The following is a 19,193-nucleotide window of genomic DNA, read 5'->3' as shown; positions in this document are numbered from 1 at the left end:
AGCGGAATACTGAAAAGGGTATCAGGCATGCAGAAAGAAAAACTTTCGGCCTTAATGGATGGTGAAACGCTGGATAACGAGCTGCTCAATGAGCTGAGCCGTTCTTCTGAAATGCAAAAGACCTGGGAGAGCTATCATCTCATTCGTGATTCGCTGCGAGGCGATACCGCTGAGATGCTCCATTTTGATATCTCAGCTCGCGTTATGGCCGCCATTGAAAATGAACCTGTTCGTCAGGCTGTGCCGCTTATTCCTGAATCTCAGCCGGCTCCACACCAGTGGCGCCAGATGCCTTTCTGGCAAAAAGTCCGCCCATGGGCCAGCTCTTTGACTCAGATGGGTGTGGCTGCGTGCGTATCGCTTGCTGTTATCGTCGGCGTTCAGCAGTATAATGGGCAGAACGAATCATCCCAGCAACCTGAAGCACCGGTGTTCAACACCATGCCGATGATGGGTAAAGCCAGCCCAGTAAGCCTCGGCGTTCCAGCAGATGCTTCTGCAGGAAGCGGTCAGCAGGCGCAGGTGCAAGAACAACGTCGCCGCATTAATGCTATGCTGCAGGACTATGAACTGCAGCGCCGCCTGCATGCAGAGCAGCTTCAGTTTGGGCAAGCCCAGACTCAGCAAGCCGCTGTTCAGGTGCCAGGTTATCAAACATTAGGAACGCAATCGCAGTAATGAAGCAACTTTGGTGTGCCATGTCGCTCATGGCAGGCAGCCTGTTCTTCTCTGTCAACGCCTCGGCTGATACATCGTCCGGGGCGTTGTTGCAGCAAATGAATCTGGCCAGCCAGTCCCTGAATTATGAGCTGTCTTTTGTCAGCATTAACAAACAGGGCGTTGAGTCGCTGCGTTATCGTCACGCGCGCCTGAACAATCAACCTCTCGCACAGCTGCTGCAACTCGATGGCCCGCGCCGGGAAGTTGTGCTGCGTGGTAATGAAATCAGTTATTTTGAACCTGGGCTCGATCCCTTCACGCTGAATGGCGACTACATTGTCGACTCATTACCTTCGCTGGCTTATACCGATTTCAAGCGGCTGGCTTCCTACTACGACTTTATCTCCGTTGGCCGGACTCGTATCGCCGATCGTCTGTGCGAGGTGATTCGTGTGGTCGCGCGCGATGGCACGCGCTATAGCTATATTGTCTGGCTGGATGCCGAAACGAAACTGCCGATGCGGGTTGATTTGCTCGACCGCGACGGGGAAACCCTCGAGCAGTTCCGGGTCGTCTCCTTTAGCGTTGGCGATAAAGTCAGCTCCAGCATGGAGACACTAGCAAAAGCGAGCCTGCCTCCTCAGCTGTCGGTGCCGGAAGGGGGCGATAAAGCCAACTTTAACTGGGCGCCAACCTGGCTACCGCAAGGGGTTTCGGAAGTCTCCAGCAGCCAACGCCGTCTGCCAACCATTGATGGTCCGGTTGAATCCCGCCTCTATTCGGATGGGCTGTTTAGTTTCTCCATTAACGTTAATCGCGCCACCTCAACCAGCAGCGATCAGCTGCTACGCACCGGGCGTCGCACCGTGAGCACGACGGTGCGCGATAACGCAGAGATAACCGTGGTCGGTGAAATGCCGCCGCAAACGGCTAAACGCATCTCCGACAGCATTAAGTTCAAGGCAGTGCAATGATTAAAGAGTGGGCCACCGTCGTCTCCTGGCAAAATGGCATGGCGCAGGTGCACTGCGACGTTAAAGCCTCCTGCAGCAGCTGCGCCTCGCGGGCCGGCTGCGGCAGCCGGGTGCTGAACAAGCTGGGACCGCAAACCAGCCATACCATCAGTGTCCCCAGCGACCAGCCGCTGTCCGCCGGGCAGAAAGTTGAGCTAGGAATAGCCGAAAGCAGCCTGCTAGGCTCTGCGGTGTTAGTCTATATGGCGCCGTTAGTCGGGCTGTTTGTGGTGGCTTCCATTTTTCAGGTGTTGTTTGCCAATGACTTCGCGTCACTGTGTGGTGCGGTGCTCGGTGGCGTTGGCGGATTCCTGATTGCGCGCGGTCTTTCTCCAGGGTTAGCCGCTCGTCAATCGTGGCAACCCGTTATCATTAGCGTGGGTCTGCCACCGGATTTACTGCGTACAGAGACACCCTCTTCAGAGCCAGGTCAGTGATTCCACTGGCCTTTATTTTTTATTAGTCACGCTCAGACCAACTCACCATTTGTTACGGTTATGCTGCTGGTAAGAGCATTTCCTGGTTTCGTGGATGTAGTGTAGAATGCGGCGTTTTCGGATTAAAAAACGTCAGGCACAGAACAGCGGCCTCATGATTCGCGTAAGGCAAAATTAACTCTAAATATGAAGAATATACGTAACTTTTCAATCATCGCTCATATCGACCACGGTAAATCGACGTTGTCTGACCGTATCATCCAGATTTGCGGTGGCCTTTCCGATCGTGAAATGGAAGCCCAGGTACTGGACTCCATGGATCTTGAACGTGAGCGTGGCATCACCATTAAGGCGCAGAGCGTCACCCTGGATTATAAAGCGACCAATGGCGAAACCTATCAGCTGAACTTTATCGACACGCCGGGCCACGTCGACTTCTCTTATGAGGTGTCTCGTTCTCTCGCCGCGTGTGAAGGTGCGCTGCTGGTAGTCGATGCCGGTCAGGGTGTTGAAGCCCAGACGCTGGCCAACTGCTACACCGCCATGGAAATGGATCTGGAAGTGGTTCCGGTCCTCAACAAAATCGACCTGCCTGCTGCCGATCCGGAGCGTGTAGCTGAAGAAATTGAAGACATTGTCGGCATTGATGCGGCTGATGCCGTGCGCTGCTCGGCGAAAACCGGTATTGGTGTTCCTGACGTTCTGGAACGTCTGGTACGCGATATCCCGCCACCGGAAGGTGACGCGGATGGCCCGCTGCAGGCGCTGATCATCGACTCCTGGTTCGATAACTACCTCGGTGTAGTGTCGCTGGTGCGTATTAAAAACGGCACCATGCGTAAAGGCGACAAAATCAAAGTCATGAGCACCGGACAAGTCTACAACGCTGACCGTCTGGGCATCTTTACGCCAAAACAGGTTGACCGTACCGAACTGAAATGCGGCGAGGTTGGCTGGCTGGTGTGCGCCATTAAAGATATCCTTGGCGCCCCGGTTGGGGATACCCTGACCACCTCCCGTAACCCGGCTGACAAAGCGCTGCCTGGCTTCAAAAAAGTCAAACCGCAGGTGTATGCTGGTCTGTTCCCGGTGAGCTCTGATGACTACGAAAGCTTCCGTGATGCGCTTGGCAAACTGAGCCTCAACGATGCCTCTCTGTTCTACGAGCCGGAAAGCTCTACGGCGCTGGGCTTCGGCTTCCGCTGTGGCTTCCTGGGCCTGCTGCACATGGAAATCATTCAGGAGCGTCTGGAACGAGAGTATGACCTGGATCTGATCACCACTGCGCCGACGGTAGTTTACGAAGTAGAAACTACGGCGAAAGAGGTTATCTATGTCGATAGCCCGTCCAAGCTGCCGCCGCTGAATAACATTCAGGAACTGCGTGAGCCGATCGCCGAGTGTCATATGCTGCTGCCGCAGGAATATCTGGGTAACGTTATCACGCTGTGTATTGAGAAGCGTGGTGTGCAGACCAACATGGTTTACCACGGTAAACAAGTGGCGCTGACCTATGAAATTCCAATGGCGGAAGTGGTTCTCGATTTCTTCGACCGTCTGAAGTCAACGTCACGCGGCTACGCGTCGCTGGACTACAACTTCAAACGCTTCCAGGCCTCCAACATGGTCCGCGTGGACGTGCTGATCAACAGTGAGCGTGTTGATGCGCTGGCATTGATTACCCACAACGATAACGCGCCGTACCGTGGTCGTGAGCTGGTAGAGAAGATGAAAGAACTGATCCCTCGCCAGCAGTTCGATATTGCGATTCAGGCGGCGATCGGCAACCACATCATTGCCCGCGCTACCGTCAAGCAGCTGCGTAAAAACGTTCTGGCGAAATGCTACGGCGGTGACGTTAGCCGTAAGAAAAAGCTGCTGCAGAAGCAGAAAGACGGTAAAAAACGTATGAAACAAGTGGGTAACGTTGAGCTGCCGCAGGAAGCGTTCCTTGCCATTCTGCACGTCGGTAAAGACGGCAAATAACCATTAAGGAGTTGGCATGGCGAACATGTTTGCCCTGATCCTGGTGATCGCAACCCTGGTCACAGGGTTGTTATGGTGCCTGGATAAATTCATCTTTGCGCCAAAGCGTCGTGAACGCCAGGCCGCGGCTCAGGCTGCGACAGGCGATAGCCTCGACAAGCAAACGCTGAAGAAAGTGGGCCCGAAACCGGGCTGGCTGGAAACGGGAGCCTCGGTCTTTCCGGTGCTGGCTATTGTGCTGGTGGTTCGCTCATTTATTTATGAGCCGTTCCAGATTCCATCAGGTTCAATGATGCCAACGCTGCTGATTGGCGATTTTATTCTGGTTGAGAAGTTTGCCTACGGCATTAAAGATCCGATCTACCAGAAAACGCTGATCGAAACCGGTCATCCGAAACGCGGTGATATCGTGGTCTTTAAATACCCGGAAGATCCGCGCCTGGATTACATCAAGCGTGCTGTCGGGTTGCCGGGCGATAAAGTCACCTACGATCCGTTGACCAAACAGGTCACGATCCAGCCGGGCTGCAGTTCCGGCCAGGCTTGCGGTAGCGCGCTGCCGGTCACTTACTCCAACGTTGAGCCGAGCGATTTTGTTCAGACCTTCTCGCGCCGTAACGGTGGTGAGGCAACCAGCGGGTTCTGGCAGCTGCCGAAGGGTGAGACCAAAGAAGACGGTATCCGCCTGACCGAACGTAAAGAGACGCTGGGTGAAGTGACTCACCGTATTCTGACCGTTCCGATTGCTCAGGATCAGGTTGGCATGTACTACCATCAATCGGGTCTGCCGCTGGCGACCTGGATTGTGCCGCCGGGCCAGTACTTCATGATGGGTGACAACCGCGATAACAGCGCTGACAGCCGTTACTGGGGCTTTGTGCCAGAAGCGAACCTGGTAGGTAAAGCCACGGCAATCTGGATGAGCTTCGAAAAACAGGAAGGTGAGTGGCCGACCGGCGTGCGTTTATCTCGTATCGGTAGCATCCACTAATTTCCCTGCCTTATTCACGCTGCCGTCGCAATACGGCAGCGTGAATTATTTAATATTTAAATCTATTCAAACTAACGACATCCCTTGTCGTTGCGTATAGAATATCCCCCCGAAGTTTTGGTTGTCTCTCGTAAGAGGACACTGCACACGAAACCGCGTTGGTTGATTTTACTCTGAAATAAGTTGGGTTGCGGAAGGCGACAGGTTTGCGCACAGGCAATCTACAATGAGACAGAGCTGCCCAGGTCGGTTTCGTGTGCTGCATTTTTGACGCATTCATTTATTGGTATCGCATGAACCCCATCGTAATTAATCGGCTTCAACGGAAGCTGGGCTACACTTTTCATCATCAGGAGCTGTTGCAACAGGCATTAACTCACCGCAGTGCCAGCAGCAAGCACAATGAGCGCCTGGAGTTTCTGGGTGACTCAATTTTGAGTTTTGTGATCGCGAATGCGCTCTATCACCGCTTCCCTCGGGTTGACGAAGGTGACATGAGCCGCATGCGTGCCACGCTGGTACGAGGCAACACGCTGGCGGAGATCGCCCGTGAGTTTGAGTTAGGTGAGTGCCTGCGCCTTGGTCCGGGTGAACTGAAAAGCGGCGGTTTCCGTCGCGAATCTATTCTGGCAGATACCGTTGAAGCACTGATCGGCGGGATTTTCCTCGACAGCGATATCCAGAACGTTGAGCGCCTGATTCTGAGCTGGTATCAAACTCGTCTGGACGAAATCAGCCCGGGCGATAAGCAAAAAGATCCAAAGACTCGTTTGCAGGAATATTTGCAGGGTCGCCATCTGCCGCTGCCGTCTTATCTGGTGGTGCAGGTGCGTGGCGAAGCACACGATCAGGAATTTACTATCCACTGCCAGGTCAGCGGCCTGAGTGAACCAGTGGTTGGCACAGGTTCCAGCCGTCGCAAGGCGGAGCAGGCTGCCGCCGAACAGGCGCTGAAAAAACTGGAGCTGGAATGAGCAACGAAAAAAGTTATTGCGGGTTTGTCGCTATAGTCGGCCGCCCGAACGTGGGTAAATCCACTCTGCTGAACAATCTGCTTGGGCAGAAGATTTCGATCACCTCGCGCAAAGCGCAGACGACGCGTCACCGTATTGTCGGCATCCATACCGAAGGGCCGTATCAGGCAATTTATGTTGATACCCCGGGCCTGCATATGGAAGAAAAACGCGCGATCAACCGCCTGATGAACAAAGCAGCGAGTAGCTCGATCGGCGACGTTGAGCTGGTTATCTTCGTGGTTGAAGGTACCCGCTGGACCGCGGATGACGAAATGGTGCTGGGCAAACTGCGTGATGCCAGAGCGCCGGTGATCCTGGCGGTCAATAAAGTCGATAACGTGCAGGAAAAAGCCGATTTACTGCCGCACCTGCAGTTCCTGGCAAGCCAGATGAACTTCCTGGATATCGTCCCGATTTCTGCAGAAACGGGGATGAACGTGGATACCATCGCCGGGATCGTCCGTAAACATCTGCCGGAAGCCATTCATCACTTCCCGGAAGAGTACATTACCGACCGTTCACAGCGCTTTATGGCTTCTGAAATCATCCGTGAAAAGCTGATGCGTTTCCTTGGCGCAGAACTGCCGTACTCTGTGACGGTAGAAATCGAACGTTTCCAGACCAACGAGCGTGGCGGTTATGATATTAACGGCCTGATCCTGGTTGAGCGTGAAGGGCAGAAGAAGATGGTGATTGGCAACAAAGGCGCCAAAATCAAAACCATCGGTATTGAAGCTCGTAAAGACATGCAGGATATGTTCGAAGCGCCGGTGCACCTTGAGCTGTGGGTGAAAGTGAAATCCGGCTGGGCTGATGACGAACGCGCGCTGCGCAGTCTCGGTTACGGCGAAGATCACTAAGCGCTATTTTGATGGAAGGCTGGCAGCGCGCTTTCGTCCTGCATAGTCGTCCCTGGAGCGAAACCAGTCTGATGCTGGACGTCTTCACGGAAGAATCCGGCCGTGTGCGCCTTGTTGCTAAAGGCGCACGTTCTAAACGCTCCAGCCTCAAAGGCGCTCTCCAGCCTTTTACCCCCTTATTACTCCGCTTTGGTGGCCGTGGCGACGTCAAAACGCTACGTAATGCCGAAGCGGTTTCACTGGCTCTGCCGCTCAGCGGTATCACGCTCTACAGCGGGCTGTATGTGAATGAGCTCCTCTCCCGCGTGCTGGAACATGAAACGCGCTTTTCCGAACTCTTTTTCGATTACCTGCACTGTCTCCAGGCGCTGGCGGGCACCAGCGGCACGCCGGAGCCGGCATTACGCCGCTTTGAATTGGCATTGCTGGGGCATCTGGGTTATGGCGTCGATTTCCTCCACTGCGCCGGCAGCGGTGATGTGGTCGATGACACCATGACCTATCGCTACCGTGAAGAAAAAGGCTTTATCGCCAGCGTGGTTATTGATAACAACACCTTTACCGGGCACCATTTGAAAGCGCTGGCGAGTCGTGAGTTTCCGGACAGCGATGCGCTACGAGCCGCCAAGCGCTTTACCCGTATCGCCCTGAAGCCGTATCTTGGCGGTAAGCCGCTGAAGAGTCGGGAACTGTTTCGCCAGTTTATGCCCGCACGCGCGGCGCGAGCAGATAAAACGAATAACGATCAATGAGGATTGTCATGGCTGAATTACTGTTAGGGGTCAATATTGACCATATCGCGACACTGCGTAACGCGCGCGGCACCGCTTATCCGGATCCGGTACAGGCGGCGTTTATCGCTGAGCAGGCCGGGGCTGACGGCATTACTGTCCACCTGCGCGAAGACCGCCGTCACATTACCGACCGTGACGTGCGCGTGCTGCGCCAGACGCTGGACACTCGCATGAACCTCGAGATGGCGGTCACCGAAGAGATGCTGACCATCGCCTGTGACACCAAACCACATTTCTGCTGCCTGGTGCCGGAAAAGCGTCAGGAAGTGACGACGGAAGGCGGCCTGGACGTGGCCGGTCAGCGCGAGAAAATGCGCGATGCCTGCAAGCGTCTGGCTGATGCCGGGATTCTGGTTTCTCTGTTCATCGATGCCGATGAAGCGCAAATTCAGGCTGCGGCGGATGTTGGCGCTCCCTATATTGAAATTCACACTGGCTGCTACGCCGATGCCGAAAGCGACGCCCAGCAGGAAAAAGAGCTGCAGCGTATCGCGGCCGCTGCGACCTTTGCCGCAAGCCTCGGTCTGAAGGTGAATGCTGGTCACGGCCTGACCTATCACAACGTCAAAGCGATTGCCTGCATTCCGGAAATGCACGAGCTGAACATCGGCCATGCGATTATCGGTCGGGCGGTGATGAGCGGTCTGAAAGAGGCGGTTGCCGAAATGAAACGCCTGATGCAGGAAGCCCGCGCGTAATGGCGATTCTGGGGCTGGGAACCGATATCGTTGAAATTGTGCGGATAGAAGCGGTGATTGCCCGTAGCGGCGATCGCCTCGCCCGGCGCGTGCTCAGCGACAACGAGTGGCTGATATGGCAGCAGCACCAGCAGCCGGTCCGTTTTCTGGCGAAGCGCTTTGCGGTCAAAGAGGCGGCAGCGAAAGCCCTGGGAACCGGGATCCGCAACGGTCTGGCGTTTAATCAGTTCGAGGTGTACAACGACGAGCTCGGTAAGCCCAGCCTGCGTCTCTGGGGTGAAGCGCAAAATCTGGCGCAGCGTATGGGGGTCAGAAGCATCCACGTGACCCTGGCGGATGAGCGCCATTACGCTTGTGCTACGGTTATCGTGGAGAGTTAACGCCGGCGGGGTGCCGCGTCAGATTTTGTCCGCATGATGCATCAGGACAAACTTATCCCACAACTGCTCTTCATTTTCGACGTGTGCCGGGTCTTTCAGAATGGTATTGGGGATCGGGCACACTTTCTGACAGGTGGGCGTTTCATAGTGGCCCACACACTCCGTGCAGCGGTCACTGTTAATCTCATAGATGCTGTCACCCATCGAAATCGCCTCATTCGGGCATTCCGGCTCGCACATATCGCAATTGATGCATTTTTTGGTGATTAACAGCGCCATCAGGAAATTCTCAGAAACATCACAAACAGGGCGGGCATTATACGCCCATTTTCTGCTCACACCAGTTTTTTCACCAGCGCCTCGCTGTGGCGGATCCTGTCCGGCGCATGTTCAAGATCCTGCTGAACCAACGCCATAAACAGCAGATCGGTGAGCATCATTTGCGCGCTGGTGGAGGAGATCGCGGCGCTGCGCGTTGCCTGCTCTTCGGCGATGGTGTACAGGCACTGCGTCGCCTGCTGCTGCAGCGCATTCGGTGTAAACCCGGTGATCGCCAGGATCCGGCATCCAACACGCAGCGCTTCTCCGGCGGCCATGTTGATCTCCCGGCGCTCGCCTGAATAGGAGATCGCCACCAGCAGATCGTCGGATGACATGGCCTGCACGGTCGCGAGCAGGGCGTGCATATCCTGTTCGGAAACGGCGTTAATGCCGATTTTCATCAGCTTCCAGCCGAAATTACGCGCCACCAGCCCGGATGCACCGATACCGGTGATCACCACCCGGCGGGCGTGGCGCAACAGCGCGACGGCTTCCAGCAGCTTCTCTTCGGTGTTGACATCCAGCGAGGCGTGCATCGCTGCCACGTTATCGTTGATCAGCTTCTCGCCCACCAGGCGCAGCGGATCGTCACCGCGGATCTGGTTATGGACCGGAACCGATTGTGGATCGGGCGCGCTGGCCAGCGCTTCACTTAAGGCTAGCTTCAGTGCCGGGAAACCTTTAAACCCCATCTTCTGCGCGAATTTCACGACGCTGGACTGGCTGACGCCGGCCTCGCCAGCCAGCTGCTGTGAACTGAGGTGGCGGGTCTGGTCAGGCTGAGCCAGAATAAAGTCTGCCAGCTTTTTATCGCTTGCCGCCAGCGATGGATAGCGCTGGCGAATGCGGATTAAACAGTTCATCGGTTTTCCTCAGGACAACTTTCGCCCTCTGCTGAAAGAATTTTGTATTCGATTATAAGAGGATTACAGCGAATTAAAAATTCTACCGCTGAGATTTATTGATTCCAGGAAAATAGCCTTAACCCAGGGTTAACGTCCGTAGATGTTTTCTCTGTTCATGGCATAAGACTGTTAAGCTAACGGCATCAGCTACGATATTTGCTAAAGAAAGAGGTTAGTTTTGAATAGCAGCACGCGGCGAGTGGTTTTTTTTGATCTCGATGGAACGTTACATCAACAAGATATGTTCGGCAGTTTCCTGCGTTACGTCTTGCGTCACCAGCCGTTGAATGTCCCGCTGGTGGTACTCATGTCGCCGGCAATTCTGCTGGGGCTGGCCATCAACGGTCGGGCGGCGCGCTGGCCAATGAGCCTGTTGCTGTGGGCTGCCACCTTCGGGCGCAGCGAGCGCGCCCTGAAACGACTTGAGGCCGGTTTTGTTCGCTGGTTTCGCCAGCGCGTGACTGCATTCCCGGTGGTGCAGGCCCGGTTGACGGACTACCTCGACCATCACGATGCCGAGGTCTGGTTGATTACCGGTTCGCCTCAGTCGCTGGTTGAACAGGTCTATTTTGATACTCCCTGGCTGCCGAGAGTCAATGTTATCGCCAGCCGGATGGAGCGCCGCTACGGCGGCTGGGGGCTGACCCTACGCTGCCTGGGGCATGAGAAAGTCGCCCAACTGGAGCAGAAAATCGGTGCACCGTTACAGCTGTACAGTGGCTACAGCGACAGCGAGCAGGATAACCCGTTGCTCTGTTTTTGCCAGCACCGCTGGCGCGTCACGCCGCAGGGCGATCTTCACCAGTTAGAATAGTGTGTAATACCGGTTGCCATGTATAATGCGCCCCGCTTTTTCCGCAGGAGTGCCCGCTTTGTCTGACCATGAACTAAACGATGAATACTGGATGCGTCACGCATTAACGCTGGCGAAACGTGCCTGGGAAGAGGGCGAAGTGCCGGTCGGGGCCGTGCTGGTACACAATAATCAGGTTATCGGTGAAGGCTGGAACCGTCCTATCGGGCGCCACGATCCGACGGCGCATGCTGAAATTATGGCTTTGCGTCAGGGGGGAATGGTCCTGCAAAACTACCGCCTGATTGACGCCACATTGTATGTCACCCTCGAACCGTGCGTGATGTGTGCTGGTGCGATGGTGCATAGCCGGATTTCACGGCTGGTATTTGGTGCCCGGGATGCAAAAACCGGCGCGGCCGGATCGCTTATCGACGTTTTACACCATCCGGGAATGAATCATCGGGTTGACGTCTGCGAAGGGATCCTGGCGGAATCGTGCTCGGGAATGCTCAGTGACTTTTTCCGCTGGCGCCGTGAAGAGAAAAAGGCGCTGAAAAAGGCGCGTTCTGGCGAAGACGTGTAGTTAATGCCCCAGACCGGGGATTTTCAGTCTGGCGTTGTCGACTAAAGACTGTGCATTAAACTGGAAAAAGGGAATGGTGCGTGGCTCTTTCTCCAGTTCGTCCGGCATCACCGCCGGATAGTCTCCGGCCATCGCCAGCCTCTGCGCTTCCTTTCTCTCTTTCTCGGACAAATAGCCCACCAGGCTGATGTGATATTTACGGATGTTTTCGACATACGCGTACGCCTCGTGACCGCGCGCGTAGCCATATTTCAGCCTGCTGTAATAAGGTTTCTGGCTAAGCAACGGCAGGCGTTGCTTCACGTCCGCCCAGCTGTCGGGATTGCCTTTCTGCTTTTTGGTCAGTGAAATCGCATCAAGCATATGGGCGTAACCCATGTTGTACGCCGCGAGCGCAAACCAGATCCGCTCATCTTTGGGGACGGAATCCGGTATCTTGCCCATCATATCCTGCAGGTAGCGCATACCGCCGTTGAGGCTTTGATCTGCATCCGTTCGGTCGGTCAACCCCAGGCTCTGTGCGGTGTTTTTGGTCAGCATCATCATCCCGCGAACCCCGGTCGGTGAGGTGGCCTGCGGATCCCAGTGTGATTCCTGCCACGCAATGGCCGCCAGCAGACGCCAGTCGATCTGTCGGGCGTACTTTTCAAACATCGGCTGCAGGTCGGGCAGGGCATTTTCGACGGCGCGCAGGAAGGTTCGAGTATCGACATAATCGAAATCGTTGCCGTGCCCGAGGTACTTCTCTTCCAGCCGCGCCAGAGTACCGTCTTCATTCATCGTGTCGAAGAAATCAAGCATCGCTGCTGAAAGTGAGTTGTCCTCGCTCTTGAGGCTAAACCAGGTGACCGGCTGCTCGTCGCTAATATCCAGTGCAACGGCTAACTCAGGATGAACGCGCTGGAACAGGCTGACCGCCACCGAATCGGCAATGGTGTAATCAAGCTCGCCGTCAATCACCGCCTGCATCAGCGCGGTAGTCCCACGCTTTTCATCTACGCGCCAGCCGAGGTCCGGGTATTTATGTGCTTTCAGCGCCTGCAGGTCGTTAATCGCAACGTGGCCTGGGGCGATGGCCAACTGATCAGCCGTGAGGCTGGCAAGACTACGCGGTCGCAGGCTGCCGACCCGATAAACCAGCTGCTGGGACACAGAGTAGTAGCTCGGTCCGGGCTGGTAGTTTTTGACCCGCTCCGAGTTATAGACCAGCCCGGCGGCTAGCATATCGGCCTTGCCGTTATCCAGGTCGTCGAACAGCTGGCTGATATTTTGCCGGACGGTCACTTTCAGCGGCACCCCGAGGTAGTCGGCGAACTGTTTAGCCAGCTCGTAATCCAACCCATAGGTTTTGTCATTGATAGTGGCGAAGGTCAGCGGCGAATTGATGGTGCTGATACGCAACTCCCCGCGGGCGATAATCCCGGCAACGCGGTTCTCTGGCTTGCCAGACCACGGGATCGACGGCCACAGGGCGGCCGCCAGCAATAAGGTCACAATGCCGATGAGCAGATAATTAATCTTCAGTTTTTTCAGATAGTTAATCTTCTGCAGCTCTGAGTTCCTCAGCAGGCTATTCGCGGGAAAGTGAAAAGACAGATGTCGAATGAGCGGCATTTTGCTTAAGAATGCGTCAATTGGCAACTTATTCGCGAGGGCGGTCACATTAATTGATAAACCAGGGGAATCATTTTATTTCCACGCAAACGGTTTCGTCGCGGCTCAGGATTCACTATAATGGCGCCCGTTTCCCCCCTGGCTCATATTGAAAGCTGCGAAGACGAGAGACTTATGATGGAAATTTTGCGTGGTTCACCTGCACTGTCGGCATTTCGAATTAATAAACTGCTGGCACGTTTCCAGGCGGCGAACCTGCCGGTTAGCACTATATATGCAGAGTATGTTCATTTTGCCGATCTGAGCGCGCCGTTAAGCGGCGACGAACGAGAGAGTCTGGCGCGACTGCTTAAGTATGGTCCTGATTTAAAAAGCCATACCCCAACCGGTAAATTACTGCTCGTCACTCCCCGCCCTGGCACCATCTCCCCCTGGTCTTCTAAAGCTACCGATATCGCCCATAACTGCGGCCTGTCTCAGGTTGTGCGCCTTGAGCGCGGTGTGGCGTACTATGTCGAAGCCAGCACCCTGAACGAAGCGCAGTGGGCCACCGTCGCGAGTGAACTTCACGACCGGATGATGGAAAGCGTCTTTGATACGCTGGAAGCGGGTGAGCAACTTTTCGCTCAGCATCAGCCGACGCCGGTTACCAGCGTCGATATGCTGGGTCAGGGGCGTCAGGCGCTGATTGACGCTAACCTCCGTCTGGGGCTGGCGCTGGCGGAAGACGAAATCGACTACCTGTTCGATGCCTTTACCACGCTGGGGCGTAATCCCAACGACATTGAACTGTATATGTTTGCCCAGGCGAACTCCGAGCACTGCCGTCACAAGATTTTTAACGCCGACTGGGTCATCGATGGCGAACAGCAGCCGAAGTCGCTGTTTAAGATGATCAAAAACACCTTCGAAAAGACGCCGGATTACGTTCTGTCCGCCTATAAAGATAACGCTGCAGTCATGGAAGGTTCGCAGGTAGGGCGCTTCTTTGCCGATCGCGAAAAAGGCCGCTATGACTACCATCAGGAAGATGCACATATTCTGATGAAGGTTGAAACGCACAATCACCCGACGGCTATTTCTCCGTGGCCGGGCGCGGCGACCGGCTCCGGCGGTGAAATACGTGATGAAGGAGCGACCGGCCGTGGGGCGAAGCCGAAAGCGGGCCTGGTGGGCTTCTCGGTATCTAACCTGCGTATTCCTGGTTTTGAACAGCCGTGGGAAGAAGACTTCGGTAAGCCGGAGCGCATCGTTACCGCACTGGATATCATGACCGATGGCCCGCTGGGCGGCGCAGCGTTTAACAACGAATTTGGTCGCCCGGCGCTGAACGGTTATTTCCGTACCTATGAAGAAAAAGTGACCAGCCACAACGGCGAAGAGCTGCGTGGGTATCATAAGCCGATCATGCTGGCTGGCGGGATCGGTAACATCCGCGGCGAACACGTGCAGAAAGGCGAGATCACCGTAGGTGCGAAACTGATCGTCCTGGGCGGCCCGGCGATGAATATCGGTCTGGGCGGCGGAGCGGCCTCCTCAATGGCCTCCGGTCAGTCCGATGCCGACCTCGACTTTGCCTCGGTACAGCGTGATAACCCGGAAATGGAACGCCGTTGCCAGGAAGTGATTGACCGCTGCTGGCAACTGGGCGACGACAACCCGATTCTGTTTATCCACGACGTCGGCGCGGGCGGCCTGTCTAACGCCATGCCGGAGCTGGTGAGCGACGGCGGACGCGGTGGTAAATTCCAGCTGCGCGATATCCTCAGCGATGAGCCGGGCATGAGCCCGCTGGAAATCTGGTGTAACGAATCTCAGGAACGCTATGTGCTGGCGGTCGCGCCAGAGCAGCTGCCGCTGTTTGATGAACTGTGCCGCCGCGAGCGCGCGCCTTATGCGGTGATCGGTGAGGCCACCGAAGCGCTGCACCTCAACATGAGCGATTCCCACTTCAACGATCAGCCGATCGACCTGCCGCTGGACGTGCTGCTGGGTAAAACGCCGAAAATGACCCGTGATGTGCAGACCCTGAAAGTCAAAGGTGAAGCGCTGGATCGTCAGCCCATTACCCTGGCCGATGCCGTCAACCGCGTCCTGCATTTACCAGCCGTGGCGGAAAAAACCTTCCTCGTGACCATCGGTGACCGTAGCGTCACCGGTATGGTTGCTCGCGATCAGATGGTTGGGCCGTGGCAGATCCCGGTGGCGAACTGCGCGGTGACCACCGCCAGCCTCGACAGCTACTACGGTGAAGCGATGGCTATCGGCGAACGTGCGCCGGTTGCGCTGCTCGACTTTGCCGCTTCTGCCCGCCTGGCTGTGGGGGAAGCGCTGACCAACGTTGCGGCGACGCAAATTGGGGCGTTGAATCGCGTGAAACTCTCCGCTAACTGGATGGCCGCAGCCGGTCACCCAGGTGAAGATGCCGGCCTGTATGAAGCGGTGAAAGCGGTGGGTGAAGAGCTGTGTCCGGCCCTGGGCCTGACAATCCCGGTGGGTAAAGACTCGATGTCGATGAAAACCCGCTGGCAGGAAGGCAGCGAGCAGCGTGAGATGACCTCGCCGCTGTCGCTGGTGATTTCCGCGTTTGCCCGAGTGGAAGATGTCCGTCATACCGTGACGCCACAGCTCTCCACAGAAGATAACGCTCTGCTGCTGATTGATTTAGGCAAAGGCCACAATGCGCTCGGTGCCACCGCACTGGCGCAGGTCTATCGCCAACTGGGCGATGTGCCGGCCGACGTTCGCGATGTTGCCCAACTGAAAGGCTTCTGGGATGCGATGCAGGCGCTGGTGGCGGAACGTAAGCTGCTGGCGTACCACGACCGCTCAGACGGCGGTCTGCTGGTGACTCTGGCAGAGATGGCCTTTACCGGCCACTGTGGTCTGACGGCTGATATCGCCGCGCTGGGTGACGATCGTCTGGCAGCGCTGTTTAACGAAGAGCTGGGCGCGGTTATCCAGGTTCGCGCGGCGGATCGCGAGGCGGTGGAAGCCCTGTTGGCCTCTCACGGTCTGGCAGATTGCGTCCACTATCTGGGACAGGCGACGGTAGGTGACCGTTTTGTTATCACTGCTGATGGCCAACCGGTGTTCAGCGAAAGCCGCACCACGCTGCGCATGTGGTGGGCGGAAACCACCTGGCAGATGCAGCGTCTGCGCGATAACCCTGAGTGTGCCGATAGCGAACACGAAGCGAAAAGCCGCGATAACGATCCGGGCCTTAACGTTAAGCTGTCCTTCGATATCAGCGAAGATATTGCTGCACCGTATATCGCCACCGGCGCACGTCCGAAGGTGGCCGTGCTGCGCGAGCAGGGCGTCAACTCGCATGTTGAAATGGCGGCTGCCTTCCATCGCGCGGGCTTTGATGCCATCGATGTGCACATGAGCGACCTGCTGGCAGGCCGTACCGGGCTGGCAGATTTCCAGGCGCTGGTGGCCTGCGGCGGCTTCTCTTACGGTGATGTGCTGGGCGCGGGTGAAGGCTGGGCGAAATCGATCCTGTTCAACGAACGCGTGCGTGATGAGTTTGCCACCTTCTTCCATCGTCCACAGACTCTGGCGCTGGGTGTTTGTAACGGTTGCCAGATGATGTCTAACTTGCGCGAGCTGATCCCGGGGAGCGACCTGTGGCCACGCTTCGTGCGTAACTACTCTGACCGTTTTGAAGCGCGCTTCAGCCTGGTTGAAGTGACGCAAAGCCCGTCTCTGCTGCTGCAGGGGATGGTGGGCTCCATGATGCCGATTGCCGTGTCCCACGGTGAAGGGCAGGTGGAAGTGCGTGACGGTGCGCATCTGGCGCAGCTTGAGAGCAAAGGCCTGGTGGCGCTGCGCTTTGTCGATAACTTCGGTAAGGTAACGGAAAGCTACCCGGCGAACCCGAACGGTTCAGCCAACGGTATCACCGCGGTAACCAGCGAAAGTGGTCGCGCGACGATTATGATGCCGCACCCTGAGCGTGTATTCCGTACCGTTGCCAACTCCTGGCACCCGGAAAACTGGGGCGAAGACAGCCCGTGGATGCGCATCTTCCGCAACGCGCGTAAACAGCTGGGTTAACCGCAGACACGTATCAAGCCCCCGGTATCGACCGGGGGCTTTTTTATTTGTGATAGCGGTCGCTTTCAGGTGTCGGGGATCGCCGACAAACGCCAGGATGTGGTGTCGCTAATTGGCGACATTTAACTTATTGATTTTAAATAATATAAATAAAGCGGCAATGAAGTGTTGCTAAATGACGACACTGTGAATAAAAATCGACCGTATCAGACAACAGCTAAAAGTATTAAAAATACATTATATTTCATTGTGTTAATAAATTGTTTTGCAATGTGGCATAGTTACTGCATAATAATAACCAGTGGCTCATTCACCTTCTTATGTCAGCCCCTTCGGGACGCGCTACATAAACTTCGAATGACGCACAACAAGGTGCCTGCCGTCCAACTATTGATAATAGCCTAGCTTTATCAGCCATCGGGCGAAACGTCGAGTTAGGCACCGCCTTATTCCTTAACAAAGCCAGGCATCCGCCTGGCTTTGTTATATCTGCGGTACTTCGCCTTTCTATAACTTGAACGCATTAGGGTATATATTGTGACCTTCCTGACGACAGCACGGTTGCCAGCACCTGTCACACTGTGATGTTTTCACCTGGCATCGTTATGAGCTAATCATTGAGACCCCTGGCCTTGAAGCGTATCTCTCTTTTCCCTCGTTCCCTACGTCAACTGGTCACGCTCTCCTTTGTGCTGATTCTGCTGCCGCTGCTGGTGTTAGCCTGGCAGGCCTGGCAGAGCCTGAATGCGCTGAGCGCTCAGGCGGCACACATCAACCGTACGACCCTAATCGATGCCCGACGCAGCGAAGCGATGGTCAACGCCTCGCTGGAAATGGAGCGTAGCTACCGGCAGTACTGCGTGCTGGACGACCCCACTCTGGCGAAGGTGTATCAGAACCAGCGCAAACGCTACAGCGAAATGCTGGATGCCCATGCCGGCGTACTGCCGGACGAGAAAATCTGGCAGTCGCTGAGTCAGGCGTTAAGCGATCTGGCCCAGCTCAAGTGCAGCAACAGCAGTCCTGATGCCAAATCCGGGGCCAGCCTGGAAGCCTTTGCCACGGCGAACAGCGAAATGGTTCAGGCCACCCGGACGGTGGTGTACTCGCGTGGACAACAGCTGCAGCAGGAGATTGCTGAACGCGGGCAGTTCTTTGGCTGGCAGGCGCTGGTGCTGTTTTTGCTGAGCCTGGCGTTGGTCCTGCTGTTCACCCGCATGATTATCGGCCCGGTAAAAGGGATCGAGCGGATGATTAACCGGCTGGGGGAAGGGAAGTCGCTGGACAATGCGGCGTTGTTTACTGGCCCACGTGAACTGCGTTCCGTCGGGGAGCGCATTATCTGGCTGAGCGAACGTCTGGCGTGGCTGGAATCGCAGCGCCATCAGTTTTTGCGTCACCTCTCCCACGAGTTGAAAACTCCGCTCGCCAGCATGCGCGAAGGGACTGAGCTACTGGCGGACCGCGTGGCCGGGCCGCTAACCGCTGAGCAGCAGGAGATTGTCGAAATTCTTGATAGCAGCAGCCGCAATCTGCAAAAGCTGATTGAACAACTGCTTGATTACAACCGCAAACAGGCTGATGGCCCGGTCCCGCGCGAACGCGTGGATCTGGCAGAGCTGGTTGAAAACGTCGTGGCGGCCCACAGTTTGCCCGCCCGGGCTAAAATGATGCATACCGACATTCAGCTGACGGAGCGGAGCTGTCTGGCGGACCCGGCATTATTCATCAGCGTGCTGGATAATCTCTATTCCAATGCGGTGCACTATGGGGCTGAATCCGGTAACATTCGTCTGCATAGTTACCGGCATGGCGAGCAGGTTCGTATTGACGTGATCAACAGCGGCGAACCGATTCCGCCTGCGGAAAAAAACATGATTTTCGAGCCGTTTTATCAGGGAAGCCATCAGCGTAAAGGGGCGGTGAAGGGAAGCGGTCTGGGACTGAGTATCGCCCGGGACTGCGTCCGACAAATGCAGGGAGAACTGAGCCTGGAAGAGGATGAACCCGGGTATATCTGTTTTCGCATCACGCTGCCCGCCGCTGAGTCTGGAAAAACCAACACATGAATCAACAA

The 19,193-nt window shown here is 55.8% G+C and carries 17 protein-coding genes; 14 read left to right on the top strand and 3 right to left on the bottom strand.

Annotated features, from left to right (window positions below):
- Positions 1-27 precede the first annotated feature (27 nt).
- The 10 genes from rseA to acpS all read left to right on the top strand — a co-directional run bounded on the left by rseA (position 28) and on the right by acpS (position 8,835).
- Positions 28-678: an anti-sigma-E factor RseA gene (rseA, locus tag ACMYSO_RS08115; RefSeq protein WP_434583509.1), complete on the top strand. Its 651-nt coding sequence runs from the start codon at positions 28-30 to the stop codon at positions 676-678.
- On the top strand, positions 678-1,634 hold the full coding sequence (gene rseB, locus ACMYSO_RS08110; RefSeq protein ID WP_434583511.1) for a sigma-E factor regulatory protein RseB: 957 nt from the start codon (positions 678-680) through the stop codon (positions 1,632-1,634). The genes rseA and rseB overlap by 1 nt, the downstream gene beginning before the upstream one ends.
- On the top strand, positions 1,631-2,110 hold the full coding sequence (gene rseC, locus ACMYSO_RS08105; protein WP_123755415.1) for a SoxR-reducing system protein RseC: 480 nt from the start codon (positions 1,631-1,633) through the stop codon (positions 2,108-2,110). Before rseB ends, rseC begins: the two co-directional genes overlap by 4 nt.
- A 186-nt stretch (positions 2,111-2,296) precedes the next feature.
- The gene (gene lepA / locus ACMYSO_RS08100) at positions 2,297-4,096 is read left to right on the top strand and encodes a translation elongation factor 4 (RefSeq protein WP_434670064.1); all 1,800 of its coding nucleotides are present in this window, start codon (positions 2,297-2,299) and stop codon (positions 4,094-4,096) included.
- 16 nt (positions 4,097-4,112) lie between these two features.
- Positions 4,113-5,087, top strand: a complete 975-nt coding sequence (gene lepB, locus ACMYSO_RS08095) for a signal peptidase I (protein ID WP_174507685.1) — start codon at positions 4,113-4,115, stop codon at positions 5,085-5,087.
- A gap of 293 nt (positions 5,088-5,380) precedes the next feature.
- Positions 5,381-6,061, top strand: coding sequence for a ribonuclease III (gene rnc, locus ACMYSO_RS08090; RefSeq protein WP_123755539.1), 681 nt, complete (start codon positions 5,381-5,383; stop codon positions 6,059-6,061).
- Complete coding sequence (era, locus tag ACMYSO_RS08085; RefSeq protein WP_434583514.1) at positions 6,058-6,963, top strand: GTPase Era; 906 nt, start codon at positions 6,058-6,060, stop codon at positions 6,961-6,963. The genes rnc and era overlap by 4 nt, the downstream gene beginning before the upstream one ends.
- A gap of 11 nt (positions 6,964-6,974) precedes the next feature.
- Positions 6,975-7,715, top strand: a complete 741-nt coding sequence (gene recO / locus ACMYSO_RS08080) for a DNA repair protein RecO (RefSeq protein WP_434583515.1) — start codon at positions 6,975-6,977, stop codon at positions 7,713-7,715.
- 8 nt (positions 7,716-7,723) lie between these two features.
- Entirely contained in the window at positions 7,724-8,455 is a 732-nt protein-coding gene (gene pdxJ, locus ACMYSO_RS08075) for a pyridoxine 5'-phosphate synthase (protein WP_434670062.1), read from the top strand.
- A complete protein-coding gene (acpS, locus tag ACMYSO_RS08070; RefSeq protein ID WP_434583517.1) occupies positions 8,455-8,835 on the top strand; it encodes a holo-ACP synthase in 381 nt (126 codons plus the stop codon). Before pdxJ ends, acpS begins: the two co-directional genes overlap by 1 nt.
- A gap of 18 nt (positions 8,836-8,853) precedes the next feature.
- On the opposite strand, the gene ACMYSO_RS08065 is transcribed toward acpS, so the two are convergent.
- Together ACMYSO_RS08065 and ACMYSO_RS08060 are read right to left on the bottom strand one after the other, a co-directional pair.
- Entirely contained in the window at positions 8,854-9,114 is a 261-nt protein-coding gene (locus ACMYSO_RS08065; protein ID WP_004866440.1) for a YfhL family 4Fe-4S dicluster ferredoxin, read from the bottom strand.
- 56 nt (positions 9,115-9,170) lie between these two features.
- Positions 9,171-10,019, bottom strand: a complete 849-nt coding sequence (locus ACMYSO_RS08060; protein WP_123755407.1) for a MurR/RpiR family transcriptional regulator — start codon at positions 10,017-10,019, stop codon at positions 9,171-9,173.
- Between the two features lie 283 nt (positions 10,020-10,302).
- Here ACMYSO_RS08060 and yfhb point away from each other — a divergent pair, with 283 nt between their 5' ends.
- Entirely contained in the window at positions 10,303-10,875 is a 573-nt protein-coding gene (gene yfhb, locus ACMYSO_RS08055; protein WP_434670771.1) for a phosphatidylglycerophosphatase C, read from the top strand.
- Between the two features lie 58 nt (positions 10,876-10,933).
- Positions 10,934-11,440 (top strand): tRNA adenosine(34) deaminase TadA, encoded by a 507-nt coding sequence (gene tadA / locus ACMYSO_RS08050; RefSeq protein ID WP_434670060.1) that lies wholly within the window; start codon positions 10,934-10,936, stop codon positions 11,438-11,440.
- Here the strand turns inward: tadA and mltF are convergent, their stop codons facing one another.
- Positions 11,441-13,054: a membrane-bound lytic murein transglycosylase MltF gene (mltF, locus tag ACMYSO_RS08045; RefSeq protein WP_434670059.1), complete on the bottom strand. Its 1,614-nt coding sequence runs from the start codon at positions 13,052-13,054 to the stop codon at positions 11,441-11,443.
- Between the two features lie 174 nt (positions 13,055-13,228).
- Here mltF and purL point away from each other — a divergent pair, with 174 nt between their 5' ends.
- A complete protein-coding gene (purL, locus tag ACMYSO_RS08040) occupies positions 13,229-17,116 on the top strand; it encodes a phosphoribosylformylglycinamidine synthase (protein ID WP_434670057.1) in 3,888 nt (1,295 codons plus the stop codon).
- Between the two features lie 632 nt (positions 17,117-17,748).
- A complete protein-coding gene (locus ACMYSO_RS08035) occupies positions 17,749-19,185 on the top strand; it encodes a sensor histidine kinase (protein ID WP_434670056.1) in 1,437 nt (478 codons plus the stop codon).
- Positions 19,186-19,193: the final 8 nt, after the last annotated feature.

This window comes from Klebsiella sp. B345 (genome assembly GCF_051131735.1).
Lineage (GTDB): Bacteria > Pseudomonadota > Gammaproteobacteria > Enterobacterales > Enterobacteriaceae > Klebsiella.
Note: the sequence above shows the minus strand (reverse complement) of the source record. Positions and strands in the feature narration are given on the sequence as shown.

Bases quoted from the DNA above. Each gene is read 5' to 3' on its own strand.
- rseA (WP_434583509.1), top strand. From the start codon at position 28: ATGCAGAAAGAAAAACTTTCGGCCTTAATGGATGGTGAAACGCTGGAT.
- rseB (WP_434583511.1), top strand. From the start codon at position 678: ATGAAGCAACTTTGGTGTGCCATGTCGCTCATGGCAGGCAGCCTGTTC.
- rseC (WP_123755415.1), top strand. From the start codon at position 1,631: ATGATTAAAGAGTGGGCCACCGTCGTCTCCTGGCAAAATGGCATGGCG.
- lepA (WP_434670064.1), top strand. From the start codon at position 2,297: ATGAAGAATATACGTAACTTTTCAATCATCGCTCATATCGACCACGGT.
- lepB (WP_174507685.1), top strand. From the start codon at position 4,113: ATGGCGAACATGTTTGCCCTGATCCTGGTGATCGCAACCCTGGTCACA.
- rnc (WP_123755539.1), top strand. From the start codon at position 5,381: ATGAACCCCATCGTAATTAATCGGCTTCAACGGAAGCTGGGCTACACT.
- era (WP_434583514.1), top strand. From the start codon at position 6,058: ATGAGCAACGAAAAAAGTTATTGCGGGTTTGTCGCTATAGTCGGCCGC.
- recO (WP_434583515.1), top strand. From the start codon at position 6,975: ATGGAAGGCTGGCAGCGCGCTTTCGTCCTGCATAGTCGTCCCTGGAGC.
- pdxJ (WP_434670062.1), top strand. From the start codon at position 7,724: ATGGCTGAATTACTGTTAGGGGTCAATATTGACCATATCGCGACACTG.
- acpS (WP_434583517.1), top strand. From the start codon at position 8,455: ATGGCGATTCTGGGGCTGGGAACCGATATCGTTGAAATTGTGCGGATA.
- ACMYSO_RS08065 (WP_004866440.1), bottom strand. From the start codon at position 9,114: ATGGCGCTGTTAATCACCAAAAAATGCATCAATTGCGATATGTGCGAG.
- ACMYSO_RS08060 (WP_123755407.1), bottom strand. From the start codon at position 10,019: ATGAACTGTTTAATCCGCATTCGCCAGCGCTATCCATCGCTGGCGGCA.
- yfhb (WP_434670771.1), top strand. From the start codon at position 10,303: ATGTTCGGCAGTTTCCTGCGTTACGTCTTGCGTCACCAGCCGTTGAAT.
- mltF (WP_434670059.1), bottom strand. From the start codon at position 13,054: ATGCCGCTCATTCGACATCTGTCTTTTCACTTTCCCGCGAATAGCCTG.
- purL (WP_434670057.1), top strand. From the start codon at position 13,229: ATGATGGAAATTTTGCGTGGTTCACCTGCACTGTCGGCATTTCGAATT.